Annotated in this window: 15 protein-coding genes; 13 read left to right on the top strand and 2 right to left on the bottom strand. The window is 71.1% G+C overall.

The genetic code is table 11. From position 1 onward, the window contains the following. The first annotated feature begins 91 nt into the window (after window positions 1-91). The 13 genes from ACH3VR_RS16575 (at window position 92) to ACH3VR_RS16515 (ending at window position 15,061) form a co-directional block, all read left to right on the top strand. A complete protein-coding gene (locus tag ACH3VR_RS16575) occupies window positions 92-1,117 on the top strand; it encodes a DUF6807 domain-containing protein (protein WP_397557428.1) in 1,026 nt (341 codons plus the stop codon). Continuing rightward, complete coding sequence (locus ACH3VR_RS16570) at window positions 1,114-2,214, top strand: Gfo/Idh/MocA family protein (protein ID WP_397557427.1); 1,101 nt, start codon at window positions 1,114-1,116, stop codon at window positions 2,212-2,214. The genes ACH3VR_RS16575 and ACH3VR_RS16570 overlap by 4 nt, the downstream gene beginning before the upstream one ends. 160 nt (window positions 2,215-2,374) lie before the next feature. After that, window positions 2,375-3,682, top strand: a complete 1,308-nt coding sequence (locus ACH3VR_RS16565; RefSeq protein ID WP_397557426.1) for an ABC transporter substrate-binding protein — start codon at window positions 2,375-2,377, stop codon at window positions 3,680-3,682. 72 nt (window positions 3,683-3,754) lie between these two features. Next, window positions 3,755-4,750, top strand: coding sequence for a carbohydrate ABC transporter permease (locus tag ACH3VR_RS16560; RefSeq protein ID WP_397557425.1), 996 nt, complete (start codon window positions 3,755-3,757; stop codon window positions 4,748-4,750). Beyond that, entirely contained in the window at window positions 4,747-5,673 is a 927-nt protein-coding gene (locus ACH3VR_RS16555) for a carbohydrate ABC transporter permease (protein ID WP_397557424.1), read from the top strand. The genes ACH3VR_RS16560 and ACH3VR_RS16555 overlap by 4 nt, the downstream gene beginning before the upstream one ends. A gap of 3 nt (window positions 5,674-5,676) precedes the next feature. Then, window positions 5,677-6,327 (top strand): hypothetical protein, encoded by a 651-nt coding sequence (locus ACH3VR_RS16550; RefSeq protein WP_397557423.1) that lies wholly within the window; start codon window positions 5,677-5,679, stop codon window positions 6,325-6,327. A 32-nt stretch (window positions 6,328-6,359) separates the two neighbouring features. Next, entirely contained in the window at window positions 6,360-8,426 is a 2,067-nt protein-coding gene (locus ACH3VR_RS16545) for a beta-galactosidase (RefSeq protein ID WP_397557422.1), read from the top strand. Window positions 8,427-8,527: 101 nt separating this feature from the next. Further along, complete coding sequence (locus tag ACH3VR_RS16540; protein WP_397557421.1) at window positions 8,528-9,724, top strand: Gfo/Idh/MocA family protein; 1,197 nt, start codon at window positions 8,528-8,530, stop codon at window positions 9,722-9,724. Window positions 9,725-9,729: 5 nt separating this feature from the next. Then, the gene (locus ACH3VR_RS16535) at window positions 9,730-10,971 is read left to right on the top strand and encodes a dihydrodipicolinate synthase family protein (protein WP_397557420.1); all 1,242 of its coding nucleotides are present in this window, start codon (window positions 9,730-9,732) and stop codon (window positions 10,969-10,971) included. Next, a complete protein-coding gene (locus ACH3VR_RS16530) occupies window positions 10,968-11,858 on the top strand; it encodes a sugar phosphate isomerase/epimerase family protein (RefSeq protein WP_397557419.1) in 891 nt (296 codons plus the stop codon). Before ACH3VR_RS16535 ends, ACH3VR_RS16530 begins: the two co-directional genes overlap by 4 nt. After that, on the top strand, window positions 11,855-12,913 hold the full coding sequence (locus tag ACH3VR_RS16525; protein ID WP_397557418.1) for a LacI family DNA-binding transcriptional regulator: 1,059 nt from the start codon (window positions 11,855-11,857) through the stop codon (window positions 12,911-12,913). Before ACH3VR_RS16530 ends, ACH3VR_RS16525 begins: the two co-directional genes overlap by 4 nt. After that, window positions 12,910-14,043 carry a glycerate kinase gene (locus tag ACH3VR_RS16520; protein WP_397557417.1) on the top strand — a complete coding sequence of 378 codons (1,134 nt, stop codon included), beginning with the start codon at window positions 12,910-12,912 and terminating at the stop codon, window positions 14,041-14,043. The genes ACH3VR_RS16525 and ACH3VR_RS16520 overlap by 4 nt, the downstream gene beginning before the upstream one ends. 64 nt (window positions 14,044-14,107) lie before the next feature. Next, window positions 14,108-15,061: a sugar-binding transcriptional regulator gene (locus ACH3VR_RS16515; protein WP_397557465.1), complete on the top strand. Its 954-nt coding sequence runs from the start codon at window positions 14,108-14,110 to the stop codon at window positions 15,059-15,061. Between the two features lie 6 nt (window positions 15,062-15,067). Here ACH3VR_RS16515 and ACH3VR_RS16510 read toward each other — a convergent pair whose 3' ends face one another. Both ACH3VR_RS16510 and ACH3VR_RS16505 read right to left on the bottom strand, forming a co-directional pair. Continuing rightward, entirely contained in the window at window positions 15,068-15,805 is a 738-nt protein-coding gene (locus tag ACH3VR_RS16510) for an SDR family NAD(P)-dependent oxidoreductase (protein ID WP_397557416.1), read from the bottom strand. Then, window positions 15,802-16,644 carry a fumarylacetoacetate hydrolase family protein gene (locus ACH3VR_RS16505; protein ID WP_397557415.1) on the bottom strand — a complete coding sequence of 281 codons (843 nt, stop codon included), beginning with the start codon at window positions 16,642-16,644 and terminating at the stop codon, window positions 15,802-15,804. The genes ACH3VR_RS16510 and ACH3VR_RS16505 overlap by 4 nt, the downstream gene beginning before the upstream one ends. Window positions 16,645-16,674: the final 30 nt, after the last annotated feature.

The following is a 16,674-nucleotide window of genomic DNA, read 5'->3' as shown; positions in this document are numbered from 1 at the left end:
GTGCCACCCGCGCTCTCGGCAGGCAGGTGGAGGCTCACGGTCAGAAACGGTGGGATAGCGCTTTCCCGAACATCGTCGTAGCATGAGACGCATGCACTTCGACCACGGCGCAGAAGGCCGCCTCCTGCTCCGCGAGGGCGACGTCGTGCTTGCGGAGTACGTCTACGAGCCCGACGAGCCGCAGGTGGAGTCGCCCCGGCCGTACGCGCTGCTCCGCACGCTGAACGGCCGCGACGTGACCGCATACCGCCCCGACGACCACGTCTGGCACAAGGGGCTGTCGCTCGCGCTGCCCAACGTCGGCCCGCACAACTTCTGGGGCGGGCCGACCTACGTCGCGGGCGAGGGCTACGTGCAGCTGCCCAACAACGGCAGGCAGGCGCATCGCTCGTTCGTCGCCTCCGACACGCCCATCGCCGATGCTGCGGCCGGCCTCGCCCGCATCGACGAAGACCTCGACTGGATCACCGAGCCGGGCGAGACGCTCCTCACCGAGCGCCGCACCCTCACCGCACGCCGGGTCGGCGGCGACGCGTGGGCGCTCACCTGGCGCAGCGCCCTCACGAACGTGTCGAGGGATGCCGCGGCCTTCGGGTCGCCGACGACGAAGGGTCGCGACGACGCGGGCTACGCCGGCATCTTCTGGCGTGGACCGTCCGGCTTCGCCGGGGGAGCGATCCTCCGCGCCGACGGCGCAGCCGGCGATGCCGCCCGGGGCGAGCCCGCCCCGTGGCTCGCCTTCGTCGCACCCGACGAGTCGGCGGGTGTGGTCATGCTCGATGCGGGGCCCGGCGCGGGGGAGCATCCCTGGTTCGCGCGCAGCGCCGGGTACGCGGGGCTCTGTCCCGCGCCGTTCTTCTTCGACGAGGCCGTGCTCGAGCCTGATGCGACGCTCGTCCTCGCCGCCGCGGTCATCGTCGATGGCCCCGACGTCGCCGCCCTCGCGCCGTCCGTCGGCGCGAACCTCGTCGCCGAGCTGGGCGCCGTCCCGGAAGACCGAATCAGCGCCGAGCCGGGCGCCGTCCCGGAGGACCGACTGAGCGCCGAGCTGAGCGCCGTCCCGGAAGCCCGACTGAGCGCCGAGCGGGGCGCCGTCCCGGAAGGAAGCCCCGAATGACAGCACGTCTGCGCGCAGCGATCGTCGGCACGGGCGCCGTCTCGCACGCACACGCCCGAGCCGTGGCGGCGCACCCTCGCACCGACCTCGTCGCCGTGACCGATCTCACGCGCGAGCGGGCCGACGAGTTCGCCGCGCGTTGGGGGGTCCCTGCCGTCTACGACACCCTCGGCGAGCTGCTCGCGGCGGAGCATCCCGATGTCGTGCTCATCTGCACCCCGCCGGGCGTGCACCGCGCGCAGACCCTCGCCGCCTTCGCGGCCGGTGCCCACGTCGTCGTCGAGAAGCCGCCGGCACCCTCGCTCGACGAGCTCGACGACATGATCGCCGCGGCCGACGCCGCCGATCGCCGGCTCGCTGTCGTGTTCCAGCAGCGCACGGGCACGGCCGCCGCGCACGTGCGCCGCCTGCTCCACGAGGGCGCGCTCGGGCGTCCGCTGATCGCGCTGTGCGAGACGCTCTGGTATCGCGACGAGGCCTATTACGCCGTGGAGTGGCGAGGGAAGTGGAGCACCGAGGGCGGCGGCACGACGCTGGGGCACGGCATCCATCAGCTCGACCTGCTGGCCTTCCTGCTCGGCGACTGGGCGAGCGTGCAGGGCAGGCTCTGGCGCCTGGATCGCGAGACGCAGACCGAGGACGCCTCGACCGCGACGATCACGTTCGAAAGCGGGGTCGTCGCGCAGGTCACGACGAGCGCCGTCTCGCCGCGCGAGGTCAGCTACATCCGGATCGACACGCAGAAGGCGACGGTCACCGTCGAGCACCTCTACGGCCACGGCCACGAGAACTGGTCGATCACCCCGGCGCCAGGCATTGTCGACGACGAGGCCGCGACGTGGGCCCTGCCCGAGCGCGAGGAGCGCAGCGACCATGCGCCGCTGTTGCGCGACGTCTTCGACGCGCTCCTCGACGGCGGGCCGCTGCCCCCGACCGCGACCGACCCCGCGCGCTCCTTCGGACTCGTCGCGGCGATCTATGCCTCGGCGGCGGCCGACGGCGCCGTCGTGACGCCGGCTGATCTCGCCTCGCATCCCACTCACCGGGCCGGCTTCGAGAGCCCCGTCGCCGACATGCGGGCCGTCGCGCGCTCCTGAGCCCACCGGCCGCACAACAATTCCGTCGCGGGCCTTGTGAAACGTTTTTTGCCGTGCTAGCTTTCTGGGCAAGCGCTTTCCCGGCACCCAAGGGAAGAGGCATCACACGGACGATGAGCGTCCGGTGGACATGAACACGGACGTTCAAGAGAGGACAAGGATGTTCAGCAAGAAGCGGGCATTCGCCGCAGTCGCAGTCGCGGCCGGCGCCGCCCTGGCCCTGGCCGGCTGCTCGGGTGGAGGAGCCGGTTCCGACGGCGGCTCGACCCCCACGTTCAACCCCGATGAGAAGGTCACGCTCAACATGTCCTTCTGGGGCAACGACGTGCGGGCCGACCTCTACAACAAGGTGATCGCCGAGTTCGAGAAGAAGTATCCGAACATCACGGTCAACTCCTCGTTCCTCGCCTTCCCGGAGTACTGGGAGAAGCGCCAGACCGAGGCGGCCGGCGGCGGACTTCCCGACGTCATGCAGTTCGACTACTCGTACCTGCGCCAGTACTCGCAGAACGGGCTCCTGCTCGACCTAGGCCCGTACCTCGGCAACATCATCGACACCAAGCCCCTCGCCGACAACATCCTGAGCATCGGCGTCGTCGACGACACGACCACCGCCATCCCGACCTCGACCAACGCGTGGGGCATGTACACCAACCCCAAGCTGCTCGAGCAGGCCGGCGTCGACGAGTTCGCGGGCGGGTCGTGGAGCGACTACAGCGACTGGATGAAGGAAGTGACGGATGCCTCGGGCGGCGCCTTCTACGGCGGCACCGACTACACCGGCCGCATCCAGAACTTCGAGCTGCAGCTGCGCTCGGAGGGCAAGGACCTCTTCAGCGAAGACGGCAAGCCCGGCTTCGACAAGGCCCGCCTCAAGAAGTTCTGGGAGTCGAGTGCGTCGAACCGCGAGGACGGCGTCGTCATCCCGCAGCAGAAGCTCGAGGAGATCTCGCCCAAGAGCGGCTTCGACACCGCCCAGACCGCGAGCGAGCTGACCTGGGACAACTTCGGCTCGGGCTACCTCGGCAACCTCGGCGCCGACTACACCGAGCTCGGCCTGATCGCACCTCCCGTCACGAAGGAAGGCGCGAAGGACCTCTACCTCAAGCCGTCCATGCTCGAGGCGATCTCGGCCAAGACGAAGCACCCCGAGGCCGCGGCGACGCTCGTGGACTTCCTCATCAACTCGCCCGAGTCGGGTGAGATCTTCGGCACCAACCGCGGCCTGCCGGCCTCCGAGACGGCCCTGGCGGCGGCCAAGCTCGACCCGCTGAGCCAGCAGATCGCCGACTACGAGGCATCCATCAAGGACCGCCTCGGCGACGCCCCGCCCGTGCCGATCGTCGGCTACGGCACCCTCGAGAACAAGTTCCTGGAGCTCGGACAAGAGCTCAACTTCGGGACCGTCACGGTCGACGACGCTGTGGACCAGTTCTTCAGCGAGATGGACGTCGTCCTCAACCAGTAACAGGCCTCCAGGGGCCCGGGCGCGGTCGCCCGGGCCCCCGGACACCAACTCCCACCGATCAGGAGAATCGACGTGAGCACGACAGCGACGAGAGTCATCGTGACGGATAGGAAGCCGGCGGGCCGGAGCCTGTTCCGCAAGGGCAGCCCGGAGTTGGGCACCCGGCCAGGGATCCGCGCGCGTCAGCGCCGCGAGTCGTTGGCGGGCTATGGGTTCCTGACGCCGTGGCTGATCGGGTTCTTCGGGTTGACGATCATCCCGATGGGCTGGTCGCTGTATCTCTCGTTCACGAAGTACAACATCTTCACCCCGCCGAAGTGGATCGGGCTGGACAACTACATCCGCCTGTTCACGAACGACCCGTCGTTCATGCAGGCCGCGCAGATCACCCTGGTCTACGTCCTGGTCGGCACGCCGATCACCCTGGCCGCGGCGCTGGGCGTGGCGATGCTGCTGAATTACCGGGATCGCGGCTCGGGGTTCTTCCGGTCCTCGTTCTACGCCCCGTCGCTGATCGGCGGATCCGTGTCGGTGGCGATCGTGTGGCGGGCGATGTTCGCCAACGACGGCCCCGTGGACCAGTCGCTGTCGTTCTTCGGAATCGACCTGGGCGGGTGGATCGGCAACCCCGCGCTGGTGCTGCCGGCGATGATCCTCCTGCACGTGTGGCAGTTCGGCGCGACGATGGTGATCTTCCTCGCCGGTCTGAAGCAGATCCCGAAAGAGCTGTACGAGGCGGCCGAGATGGACGGGGCCGGACCGTGGCACCGGTTCCGGGCGGTCACGATCCCGATGCTCAGCCCGGTGATCTTCTTCAACCTGCTGCTGGGGCTGATCGGCGCGTTCCAGGTGTTCGCGTCGGCGTACATCATCAGCAACGGCACCGGCGGCCCCGCGGGGATGACGAACTTCATCACCCTGTACCTCTACAAGCGCGGCTTCGCCGACGGGCAGATGGGCTACGCGGCCGCGATCGCGTGGGTGCTGCTCGTGGTCGTCGCGATCATCGCCTTCATCCTCTTCCGCACCCAGCGCTCGTGGGTGCACTACTCCGGAGACAACCGATGAGCACGACATTCGGCCAGCCGGCCATCGAGACCCTCGCGCACAACCTCGACACCACGCCCACCCCGCGGCGCCGCCGGCGGGTCACCCGCCGCACCTGGCAGACCGTGATCTGGGCGATCGTGCTGGTCGCCCTGACCGCGCTGGTGCTGTATCCGCTGGTGTGGCTGCTGTTCGCCACCTTCAAACCGAACGCGGAGTTCGGGCAGTCGATCGCGATCCTGCCCCGCAACCCCACCTTGGACAACTACAAGACCGTGTCCGAGGGCATCGCCGGGGTGCCGATGTGGAAGTTCTTCCTCAACTCCCTGATCATCGCCGGCGGCAGTGTGATCGGCACCGTGTTCTCCGCGTCACTGGCCGCGTACGCGTTCGCCCGGATCCAGTTCAAAGGGCTCGGGATCCTGTTCGCCGCGATGATCGGCACGCTGCTGCTGCCGTTCCACGTCGTGATCATCCCGCAGTACATCATCTTCAACAAGCTCGGCCTGATCGACACGTTCGTCCCGATCCTGCTGCCGAAGTTCCTCGCGACCGAAGCGTTCTTCGTGTTCCTGCTGGTCCAGTTCATCCGGCAGATGCCCCGTGACATGGACGAAGCAGCCCGCATCGACGGCGCCGGCCACTGGCGGATCTTCTGGTCGATCATCCTGCCCCTGATCAAACCCGCCCTGATCACCTGCGCGATCTTCGCGTTCATCTGGAGCTGGAACGACTTCCTCGGACCCCTGCTGTACCTCACCAGCCCCGACAACTACCCCCTCCCCATCGCCCTCCGCCTCTACAACGACGCCTCTTCCGGTGGCGCCGACTACGGCGCCACGGTCACCGCCAGCTTCATCGCCCTACTCCCCGTCCTGCTCTTCTTCCTCGTCTTCCAACGCTTCCTCGTCGACGGCGTCGCCACGCAGGGTCTGAAGGGCTGACGCATGGACCGCAAGCAGCTCAAGGCGGCACGCCGGGACGACGTGTCGGGGGCGGGCCCCACGCTCGAAGAGCGCCCGCCGGCCCGCTTCCCCGGGATGGCCGGAGCCTTCGCCTTCTTCGGCGAGGTGCTCGCGACGGGACTGCTCATCCTGGCGGCCGGCATCCTCGTCGTGACGCTGCCGGCGGCGCTGGCGGCCGGCATCCGGCACTTGCGCCGCTACCTCGCGGCGGAGGGCTCGCCCGTCCGGCTGTTCTGGAGCGACCTCAAGGCGGCGATCGTCGGCGGGCTCCTCGTCGGCTTCGCGGTCGTCGTCCTCTCGCTCGTGCTCGCGCTCGACATCGTCCTCGCGAACTCCGGCGCCCTGCCCGGCGGTCCTGTCATCGGCGCCGTCGGCTGGGCCGGCCTCGTCGCGACGGCGACCGCGCTGCTGTTCGCGGCCGCCGCGTGGACACCCGAGCACGGCTGGCGCGGCGCGGTGCGCAGCATCCCGTCCGCCGCCACCGCCGACGCGATCGGCACCCTGTACCTCGCCGCCGCGGCCTTCTTCGTCGGCCTGTCGGCGTGGATGCTCCCGCCCCTCGTCATCCCCGCGCTCGGCTGCGCGGCTCTCGCCGTCATCGCGATCCCCGCACGCCGCCGCCGGACGAGCTGACCACCACCCCTCCGACCTCGAGGAGCCGCCGCGTGCTGTATGGCGCCGACTACAACCCCGACCAGTGGCCGGAGGAGGTGTGGGATGAAGACGTCCGCCTCATGCAGGAGGCCGGCGTCAACATCGTGAGCCTCGGGATCTTCGCGTGGTCGCGCATCCAGCCCGCCGAAGGCGTATGGGACTTCGGATGGCTCGACCGCGTCATCGACAAGCTGCACGCGGGCGGGATCCGGGTGAACCTGGCAACGGCGACGGCATCGCCGCCGCCGTGGGTCAGCGCGACGTATCCCGAGACCCTGCCCGCCGACGAGAGCGGCGCCTCCTACTGGCCGGGCAGCCGGCAGCACTTCGCGCCGTCGTCGCCGACGTACCGGCGGCTCGCGGGGGAGCTCGTGCGGAGGATCGCGGACCGCTATGCGCAGCATCCCGCCGTCGTCATATGGCACGTGGGCAACGAGTTCGGCTGTCACCTCTGGTACGACTACTCCGACGCGGCGCGCGACGCGTACCGGGTGTGGCTCCAAGCCCGGTACGGCACGATCCCGGAGCTCAACGACGCGTGGGGCACGAGCTTCTGGTCGCAGCGCTACGCCGACTTCGACGAGATCTTCCCGCCGCGGCTCGCGCCGTATAGTCACAACCCGTCGTCGATGCTCGACTTCCGGCGCTTCACGTCGGACATGCTGCTGGAGTGCTACCTCGCCGAGCGCGAGATCCTCCTCGCCGCCGGCGCGACGCAGCCCATCACGACGAACTTCATGGGCCCGTTCAAGCCCGCCGACTACGCGAAGTGGGCGCCCTTCATGGACGTCGTCGCGGACGACTGCTACCCCGATCCGTCCAACCCGAACCGGGTGCGGGATGCCGCGTTCCAGCGCGACCTCGTGCGCTCGCTCAAGCCGGGGGTGCCCTGGCTGCTGTGGGAGCAGGCGACGGATGCCGTCAACTGGCGCCCCGCGAACCCCGGGAAGAAGCCGGGGGCGCTCGTGGCCGAGACGGCGCAGTCGATCGGCCGAGGCGCCGACGGCATCATGTTCTTCCAGTGGCGGCAGTCCCGCACGGGCAGCGAGAAGTTCCACTCCGCGATGCTTCCGCACGCGGGCACCGACACGAGCACGTGGCGGGCCGTGACCGAACTCGGACGCCGGCTCGCGGCCCTTCCCGAGCTTCCCCCGCCCGGCCGCGACGCCCGGGTCGCGCTCGTGTTCGACTGGGAGAACTGGTGGGCTGTCGAAGAGCGCGACCACCCCACACGGGTCGACTACCTCGCGCTGATCCTCGAGTGGTACGGCGCCCTCCACAGTCGGGGGCTCATGGTCGACATCGTGCCGCCCGAGAAGGTCGACGCCGACTACGACCTCGTCGTCGCGCCCCTCCTGTACCTCCTCCGCGACGAGGGGGCCGCGGCCCTGACCCGGTTCGTCGACGACGGCGGCACGCTCCTCGCAGGTCCTTTCACCGACGTCGTCGACGGCCACGACCAGTTCCGAAGCGGCGGGTTCCTCACGCAGCTCGCGCCGACCCTCGGCATCCGGTTCGAGGACTTCGGCGCCCTCGCCGGCGCGTCGAAGGGCGGCACCGGTGTCGGCGCGCAGAGCGCGCCCGGCGACGCCGCCGCAGCGGTCGGCGTCACCGTGCGCGCGGGCGACCGCACCTTCACGGGCCGGCTCATCGCCGAGACGATCCACGCCGCGGGCGCGACGGTCGTCGCGTCCTTCGCCGACGGCCTCGCGGCCGGATCGCCCGCCCTCACCCGCCACGAGTCGGGGCTCGGCGAGGCCTGGTACGTCGCGACGATGCCCGACCCCGCGGGCCTGGACCTCGTGGTCGGCGCTGTGACCTCGGCATCGGGGGTGCGTCCCGTCGTCGAAGGGCTGCCGCCGCACGTCGAAGCCGCCCGCCGCGGCGACCTCGTCACGGTCATCAACCACGGCGACGAGCCCGCCGACGTGCAGCTCGAGGGGAGGGATGCCGAGACCGGCGACCCGCTCGGGCGTCGCACCCTCGCGCCCCAGGAGGTGCTCTTCGCCCTCGTGTCGGCAGGCCCTGCGGCCGGCGGAGTGCGTGCAGTCCCGGTGAGTGGGCGGGAAAGCGCTTGACGGCCTCGATCCCGCGTGCAACACTAATCGGAAAGCGCTTACCCATCGTCGGAGCAGACGATGACCGCCACAGACAGAAGCCAGACAGAAAGCAGGATCCCGTGACCGACACGACCATCGCCCCCGCGCAGACGGCGGCACGCCCGCAGGTGCGCGAGATCGGCATCATCATGAACGGCGTCTCGGGCCGCATGGGGTACCGCCAGCACCTCGTCCGCTCGATCCTCGCGATCCGCGAGCAGGGCGGCATCGAGCTTCCCGACGGCACGCGCGTCACGGTGCGCCCGATCCTGGTGGGCCGCAGCGAGCTCAAGCTCGCGGAGCTGGCCGCCAAGCACGACATCGAGGACTACACGACCGACCTCGACGCGGCTCTCGCCGACCCGCGCTGGGAGATCTACGCCGACTTCCTCGTGACGAAGGCCCGCGCGTCGGCCCTTCGCAAGGCGATCGCGGCGGGCAAGACGATCTACACGGAGAAGCCCACCGCCGAGACGGTCGACGAGGCGCTCGAGCTCGCGAAGCTCGCGCAGGCGGCGGGTGTCAAGACCGGCGTCGTGCACGACAAGCTCTACCTGCCCGGCCTGCAGAAGCTCAAGCGCCTCATCGACTCGGGCTTCTTCGGCCGCATCCTGTCCGTCCGCGGCGAATTCGGCTACTGGGTCTTCGAGGGCGACTGGCAGCCGGCGCAGCGTCCCAGCTGGAACTACCGCGCCGAGGACGGCGGCGGGATCATCGTCGACATGTTCCCGCACTGGAACTACGTGCTGGAGAACCTGTTCGGCGAGGTCAAGACGGTCTACGCGCAGGCAGCGACGCACATCCCGACCCGCTGGGACGAGAAGGGCGAGCCCTACGTCGCCACCGCCGAGGACGCCGCCTACGGCATCTTCGAGCTCGAGGGCGACATCGTCGCGCAGATCAACTCCTCGTGGACCGTCCGGGTGAACCGCGACGAGCTCGTCGAGTTCCACGTGGACGGCACGCACGGCTCGGCCGTCGTGGGCCTGTTCGGCGCGAAGATCCAGCACCGCAACGCGACCCCGAAGCCGGTGTGGAACCCCGACCTCGCCGACGACCACGACTACGACGCCGACTGGGCCGACGTGCCGACGAACGACGTCTTCCAGAACGGCTTCCGCCAGCAGTGGGAGGAGTTCCTCACCTCCTACGTCCTCGGCACCGAGTACGAGTTCGACCTCCTCTCCGGCGCGCGCGGCGTGCTGCTGGCCGAGGCCGGCCTGCAGTCCAGCCGCGAGGGCCGCAAGGTCGAGCTGCCGACCCTGACGCTGGAGTGACCGGGATGCCGACGACCACCGCCACCGCCACCTTCGCGCTCCTCGCCGGGGACGGCACCGTCACGGCCGCCGAGCTCAACGAGGCGCCCGCCTTCGCGAAGCCCGCCGCGCCGCTGCGCAGCCGCGTCGCGTACGCCGCCGCGCACGTCGTGCCCAAGACGTGGGCCGACAACACCCCCGGCCGGCCTGCCGAGATCGACTGGGACGCGACGCTCGACTTCCGCCGCCACGTCTACTCGTGGGGTCTGGGTGTCGCGGACGCGATGGACACGGCCCAGCGCAACATGGGCCTCGACGCCGCCGCGACGCGCGAGCTCATCGCCCGCTCGGCGCAGGTCGCGCGCGAAGAGGGCGGCCAGGTGGTCGTCGGCGTCAACACCGACCACGTCGACGGCGAGTCGATCTCGATCGCCGAGATCATCGACGCTTACAAGGAGCAGCTGCACTTCACCGAGGAGCAGGGCGCAGGCCCCGTGCTCATGGCATCGCGCCACCTCGCCCGCGCCGCCTCGTCGCGCACCGACTACCTGCGCGTCTACGGCGCCGTGCTGCAGGCGGCGAGCTCGCCCGTCGTACTGCACTGGCTCGGCACGGCGTTCGACCCCGCCCTCGAGGGATACTTCGGCTCGTCCGAATGGAGCGAAGCATCTGACGTTCTCCTGCGCATCATCGCGGAGAACCCCGGCAAGGTCGCAGGCGTCAAGATGAGCCTGCTGGATGCCGCCGCCGAGGTCTCGGTGCGCGAGCGCCTCCCCGAGGGTGTGCGCATGTTCACGGGCGACGACTTCAACTACGTCGGACTCATCGGCGGCGCCGACGTAACTGTCCTCGAGCTTGCCGAGGGGTCGGACCTCGACGCTTCGACAAGCTCAGCGACCGGCAACTCCTACTCCGACGCGCTGCTCGGCGCCTTCGCGGCGATCACGCCCGTCGCCTCCGCCGCGATCCAGGCGCTCGACGCCGACGACCCCGCCGCCTACCTGTCGATCCTCGGACCCACCGAGGAGCTCAGTCGCCAGGTCTTCGCCGCGCCGACGTTCTACTACAAGACCGGCGTCGCATTCCTGTCGTGGCTCAACGGCCACCAGCCGGCGTTCCAGATGGTCGGCGGCCTGCACTCCGCGCGCAGCCTCCCGCACCTGTCCCGCATCGTCGAGCTCGCCAACGCCTCGCACGCCCTGGAGCGCCCCGAGCTCGCGGCCGAGCGCTGGCACAGCCTCCTGCGCGTGAACGGAGTGGACGCATGACCGCCACGGTCGATCCCCGCCTGTCGATCAACCAGGCCACCCTGAAGTACGCGAGCCTCGCCGAGGCGCTGCGTGCCACCGCCCAGAACGGCGTGCAGGCGATCGGCCTGTGGCGCGAGCCGGTAGGCGAGGTCGGTCTCAAGACGGCCGCGTCGATGCTCGCCGACTCGGGCCTGCGCTTCACGACGCACTGCCGCGGCGGGTTCTTCACGATCCCCGAGGGCCCCGCGCGCCGCGCCGCGATCGACGACAACCGCCGGGCGATCGAAGAGACCGCGACGCTCGCCGCCGCCGGCGCCGAGGGGTCGACGGCTGTGCTCGTGCTCGTCGTGGGCGGGCTGCCCGAGGGCTCCCGCGACCTCGTCGGCGCACGCTCGCGCGTGCACGACGCGCTGGCCGAGCTGGCTCCGGATGCCGCGGCCGCCGGGGTGACGCTCGCGATCGAGCCGCTGCATCCCATGTACGCCTCCGACCGGGCCGTCGTCTCGACGCTCGGACAGGCGCTCGACCTCGCCGCCGACTTCGACCCGTCGGTCGTCGGCGTGACGGTGGACACCTTCCACGTGTGGTGGGACCCGCAGGTGCTCGAGCAGATCGCCCGCGCCGGCCGCGAGGGCCGGATCGCGACGTACCAGGTGTGCGACTGGAAGACGCCGCTCGCGGCCGACGTGCTGCTCTCGCGGCACTACCCGGGCGACGGCGTGATCGACTTCGCGTCGCTCACCAGCGCCGTGCTCGACGCCGGCTACACGGGCGACATCGAGGTGGAGATCTTCAACGAAGAGGTCTGGGCGACCGCCCCCGACGAGGTCGTGCGGCGCACGGCTGCAGGCTTCGGCGCGGCCGTCTCGCCTTCGCTCGTGGCGGCTCTAGACTCGGCCCGATGACAGACTTGTCCGCCGACGCGCCGCCCGTGCGGGTGCGCACGTCGGCGCCGACGCTCAACGACGTCGCTGAGGCCGCAGGCGTCTCCCTCGCGACGGCGTCGCGCGTGCTCAACGGCTCGACGCGCAAGGTCGCCGAGTCGTACCGCGACCGCGTCGTGGCCGCCGCCGACGAGCTGGGCTACACGGCCAACCTGTCGGCGCAGGCGACCGCCAAGGGCACTTCGGCGGTCATCGCGCTGCTCGTCGCCGACATCGCCGACCCGTACTTCGGGCAGCTGGCCTCCGGTGTCGCCCGCGGTGCCGACGAGGCCGGCCTCATCGTCACGATCTCCGTCACCGAGCGCGACCCCGCCCGCGAGATCCGCCTCGTGCGGGCTCTGCGCGGCCAGCGCCCCCGCGGGCTCATCCTGGCGGCTTCGCGCAGCACCGAGTCGTCGGCGCCCGAGCTGCAGCACGAGCTCGACGCGCTGACCGCGACCGGCGGACGCGTCGTCGCACTCGGACCCGGCGGCGGCGATGTCCGTGCCGTGCTGATCGACAACGAGAGCGGGGCCCGTGCGCTCGGCGCGGCACTGGCGGAGCGCGGCTTCGGCTCGGCGATCGTGCTCGGCGCCCAGGAGGGCGTGCGCACGTCCGACGACCGCATCGCGGGCTTCACAGCCGGATTCGCCTCGGGCGGCGGCGCCGTCGTGCGCGTCTACCGCGGCGCCTTCACGCGCGAGGCGGGAGAGCGGGTCATGCGCGAGGCGCTCGCCGACGGCATCGAGCCCGGCACGCTCGTCTTCGCGATCAGCGACCTCGTCGCGATCGGGGCGCTCACGGCACTCCGCGAAGCGGGGCGCTCGGTCGGCTCCGACATCGCGCTCGCGGGCTTCGACGACATCCCCGCCGCGCGCGACGTCAGCCCTGCGCTCACGAGCGTGCGGGTGCCCCTCGAGTCCGTGGGCTACCAGGCGCTGCGCGCCGCCGTCGACGAGACCTGGCAGCAGGACCCCGCGGGCATCCCGCTCGAGGTCGTGCTGCGCGACAGCACGCCGCGACGACAGCACGCATGAGCGCCGCCCGCCGAGTCGTCTTCGCACCTGACAGCTTCAAGGGATCGATCGATGCGGCTGGCGCCGCGGCCGCCCTCGCCGACGGCTGGCGCTCCGCCCGCCCGCACGACGACATCGTGCTGCGTCCCGTCGCCGACGGGGGAGAGGGCACGCTCGCCGCGTTCGCGGCCGCCGTGCCAGGCGCGCGTCCGATGCCCGTCGAGGTCACGGGGCCCGACGGCATGCGCGTTCGCGCGGCGTGGCTGCTTCTGCCTCCGACGCCCGACGCACCGAACGGCGCCGGCGTCGTCGAGCTCGCCTCGACGTCGGGCATCGAACTGCTCGGCGCGCGACGCCTCCCCTGGGACGCCGACACGACGGGGTTCGGGCAGGCCATCGTCGCCGCGCTCGATCACGGCGTGTCACGGCTCGTGCTCGGGATCGGCTCGAGCGCATCGACGGACGGAGGCGCCGGGCTGCTGCGGGCGCTCGGCGTCGAGCTGACGGATGCCACGGCCCGGCCCATCGCTCCCGGTGCGCGCGGACTCGCGTCGGTCGCCCACGCCGAGCTCGGGGGGATGCGGGCGCTGCCGCCCACCGGCGTTGTCGTGCTGACCGATGTCACCAATCCGCTCCTCGGTCCACGCGGAGCGGCCGCGGTGTTCGGCCCGCAGAAGGGCTTCGCCGCCGGCGAGATCATCCCGGCCGACAACGGACTCACCCGGCTCGCCGGCCTCCTCCCCGGCGATCCGACCACTCCTGGTGCGGGTGCCGCCGGCGGCACGGGCTTCGCGCTCCTCGTCTGGGGGGCCGCGCTCGTACCGGGTGCCGCTCAGGTCGCTGAGCTCGTCGGACTGCGCGCGGCGTTGGGCGAGGCATCCCTCGTCGTCACGGGAGAGGGCTCGTTCGACGGGCAGTCGGCGGCGGGCAAGGCGCCCGCCCACGTCGCGGCCATCGGCGCCGCCGCGGAGGTGCCCGTCGCACTCGTCGCGGGCCGCATCGCACCGGATGCCGACGTCTCGGGCTTCACCGCCGCGGCCTCGCTGACCGATCTGGCCGGCTCGTCGACGCTCGCCCTCGCGGAGCCGGCCCGTTGGCTCCGCGCGGCCGGAGCGAGGCTCGCGCTCACGACGAGCTCGCTCCCGGGCTGAGCGCACGACGTTGCGACCATGGTGCACGAACGTGCACCATGGCGTCGTGGACAAGCACGACCAGATGCTCACGAGCGCATCGATGTACTACCTGCAGGACCTCAAGATGGACGCGATCGCGTCGCATCTGCATCTCTCCCGCTCGACCGTGTCGCGGCTGCTGAAACAGGCCCGGCAGGAGGGCCTCGTCGAGATCCGGCTGCGCCCGCTGCCGACCAGCGCACCGGAGCTCGGCCGCTCGATCAATGAATCGTTCGGCGTGACGACGCACATCGTCCCGGTGCGGGAGTCGGCGACGGCGCGCGAACGGCTCGACCAGGTCGCCATGACGACGGCCCGGCTCGTCACCAACTGGTTCGACTCGGGGATGATCCTCGGCGTCGCGTGGGGGACGACGATGGCGGCGATCACGCGGCACCTGACCAGCAAGCCGACGCGCGCGAGCTCGGTCGTGCAGCTGAACGGATCGGCGAACACGCGCACGTCGGGGGTCGAGTTCGCGGGCGAGATGATGGTCGGCTTCGGCGAGGCCTTCGACGCCCAGCTGCACATGTTCCCCGTGCCGGCGTTCTTCGACTACGCGGCGACGCGGGAGGCGATGTGGGCCGAGCGCTCAGTGGCGCGGGTGCTCGACCTCCAGCGGCGGGCCGACATCGCGCTCTTCGGGGTGGGTGCGCTCAGCGGCGAGGTCCCCAGCCACGTCTACTCGGCGGGTTACCTCGATGCCGCCGACGTCCGCGCCCTCTACCGTGAGGGCGTCGTCGGCGACGTCTGCACCGTGTTCCTGCGCGCCGACGGCACCTACGACGACCTGAGTCTCAACCAGCGCGCGACGGGGCCGACCCCGCGCGAGCTGCAGCAGATCCCGCGGCGCGTCTGCGCCGTCGCCGGCGACCACAAGGCCGTGCCCCTGCTCGCCGCCCTGTACGCCGGGGCGATCACCGACCTCGTCATCGACGAGTCGACGGCCCGCGTGCTCGTCGATCTCATGCAGGACGCGCAGGCGCAGGGCCGGTAGCTCCGGTCAGGCCGGCCGGAGGCGCAGCCCCGACATGCCGCCGTCGACGGCGAGGGCCGTGCCCGTCGTCGAGCCCGCACCCGGCCCCGCGAGGTAGGCGACGGCGTCGGCGATCTCGCGCGGGTCGACGAGCCGCCCGTGCGGCTGTCGCGCCTCGAGCGCGGCGCGCTCGGCGACCGGATCCTCGGCGGCGTCGAGCAGCCGAGCGACCCAGGGCGTGTCGGCCGTGCCGGGGTTGACGGCGTTGACGCGGATGCCTTCGCGGAGGTGGTCGGCTGCCATCTGCAGCGTCAAGGTCAGGAGCGCGCCCTTGGATGCCCCGTAGAGGGCCCGTGCCGGAAGGCCCGCCGTCGCCGCGATCGAGCACATGTTGACGATCGCCGCCGACGGCGACTTCCGCAGCCACGGCAGGCACGCGCGGGAGAGGCGCACGGCTCCGAGCAGGTTGACGTCGAGCACACGGTGCCACTCGTCGTCGGAGTTGTCCGCGACGGTGCCCTGCGCGCCGATGCCCGCGTTGTTGACGAGGATGTCGATGCGGCCCCAGCGCTCGGTGACGGCGGCGACGCCCGCGCGCACGGACGTGTCGTCGGAGACGTCGACCGTGAAGCCGTCGTCGGGTGGACGCAGGTCGAACGCCGCGACCGTCGCCCCGTCGGCGCGAAGTCGCTCGACGATCGCGGCGCCGATGCCGGAGCCGCCGCCCGTCACGATCGCGACGAGCCCGTCCATCGGTCCGGTCATACGATCACCTGCCGCTGCCCGCCGAGCCCGTCGATCGACACCTCTACGACGTCGCCCTGAGCGAGGTACGGGAAGCGTCCGGAGAGGGCGACGCCCTCCGGTGTGCCGGTCATGATGAGGTCGCCCGGCTCGAGGGCCATGTACTGACTGAGGTGCCAGACGATGACGTCGACGGGGAAGATGAGATCGGCCGTCGTGGAGTCCTGCCGCGCGTCGCCGTTGACGAAGCTGCGCAACCGGAGGTCGGTCGACGCGATCTCGTCGGGTGTCACGAGCTCGGGCCCCGTGGGGGAGAAGCGCGGTGCGCACTTGCCTTTGCTCCACTGCCCGCCCGAGACCTCGAGCTGCCACGTGCGCTCGGACAGGTCGTTGACCACCGTGTAGCCCGCGATGTGCGCCGCCGCGTCCGCGGGGCTGTCGAGGTAGCTCGCCCGCGTGCCGATGACGACGCCGAGTTCGACCTCCCAGTCGGTCTTCTCGCTGCCACGCGGGAGCGGGACGTCGTCGTACGGGCCCGAGATCGTGTTCGGCGTCTTGAGGAACACGACCGGATCCCGCGGCGGCCGCGCTCCCGACTCCGCGGCATGCGCCGCGTAGTTCATGCCGATGCAGATGATCGCCGAGGGGCGTGCGATCGGCGCTCCGACGCGGAGCGCGTCGGCGTCGTCCAGGCGCGTCAGCCGTCCCGCGCGCAGCGCCTCCTCGACCGCGCCCACGGGGCCTGACTCGAGGAAGGCGCCGTCGATGTCGTCCGTCACGGGGGACAGATCCCACACCCCGTCCTCGCGCACCACGACGGGGATCTCGGAGCCCTCGGGCCCCCTACGACCGAATCTCATGTCACTCCAGACGTCGGAACACCGATGCCC

The sequence above is a fragment of the Microbacterium alkaliflavum genome (assembly GCF_044325405.1).
GTDB classification, from domain to species: domain Bacteria; phylum Actinomycetota; class Actinomycetes; order Actinomycetales; family Microbacteriaceae; genus Microbacterium; species Microbacterium alkaliflavum.
The sequence above is the reverse complement of the archived record's forward strand: the minus strand, read 5'-3'. Positions and strand labels throughout refer to the sequence as shown.

Coding starts and splice junctions, on each gene's coding strand:
- ACH3VR_RS16575 (WP_397557428.1), top strand. CDS start 92: ATGCACTTCGACCACGGCGCAGAAGGCCGCCTCCTGCTCCGCGAGGGC.
- ACH3VR_RS16570 (WP_397557427.1), top strand. CDS start 1,114: ATGACAGCACGTCTGCGCGCAGCGATCGTCGGCACGGGCGCCGTCTCG.
- ACH3VR_RS16565 (WP_397557426.1), top strand. CDS start 2,375: ATGTTCAGCAAGAAGCGGGCATTCGCCGCAGTCGCAGTCGCGGCCGGC.
- ACH3VR_RS16555 (WP_397557424.1), top strand. CDS start 4,747: ATGAGCACGACATTCGGCCAGCCGGCCATCGAGACCCTCGCGCACAAC.
- ACH3VR_RS16550 (WP_397557423.1), top strand. CDS start 5,677: ATGGACCGCAAGCAGCTCAAGGCGGCACGCCGGGACGACGTGTCGGGG.
- ACH3VR_RS16535 (WP_397557420.1), top strand. CDS start 9,730: ATGCCGACGACCACCGCCACCGCCACCTTCGCGCTCCTCGCCGGGGAC.
- ACH3VR_RS16530 (WP_397557419.1), top strand. CDS start 10,968: ATGACCGCCACGGTCGATCCCCGCCTGTCGATCAACCAGGCCACCCTG.
- ACH3VR_RS16525 (WP_397557418.1), top strand. CDS start 11,855: ATGACAGACTTGTCCGCCGACGCGCCGCCCGTGCGGGTGCGCACGTCG.
- ACH3VR_RS16520 (WP_397557417.1), top strand. CDS start 12,910: ATGAGCGCCGCCCGCCGAGTCGTCTTCGCACCTGACAGCTTCAAGGGA.
- ACH3VR_RS16515 (WP_397557465.1), top strand. CDS start 14,108: ATGCTCACGAGCGCATCGATGTACTACCTGCAGGACCTCAAGATGGAC.
- ACH3VR_RS16510 (WP_397557416.1), bottom strand. CDS start 15,805: ATGACCGGACCGATGGACGGGCTCGTCGCGATCGTGACGGGCGGCGGC.
- ACH3VR_RS16505 (WP_397557415.1), bottom strand. CDS start 16,644: ATGAGATTCGGTCGTAGGGGGCCCGAGGGCTCCGAGATCCCCGTCGTG.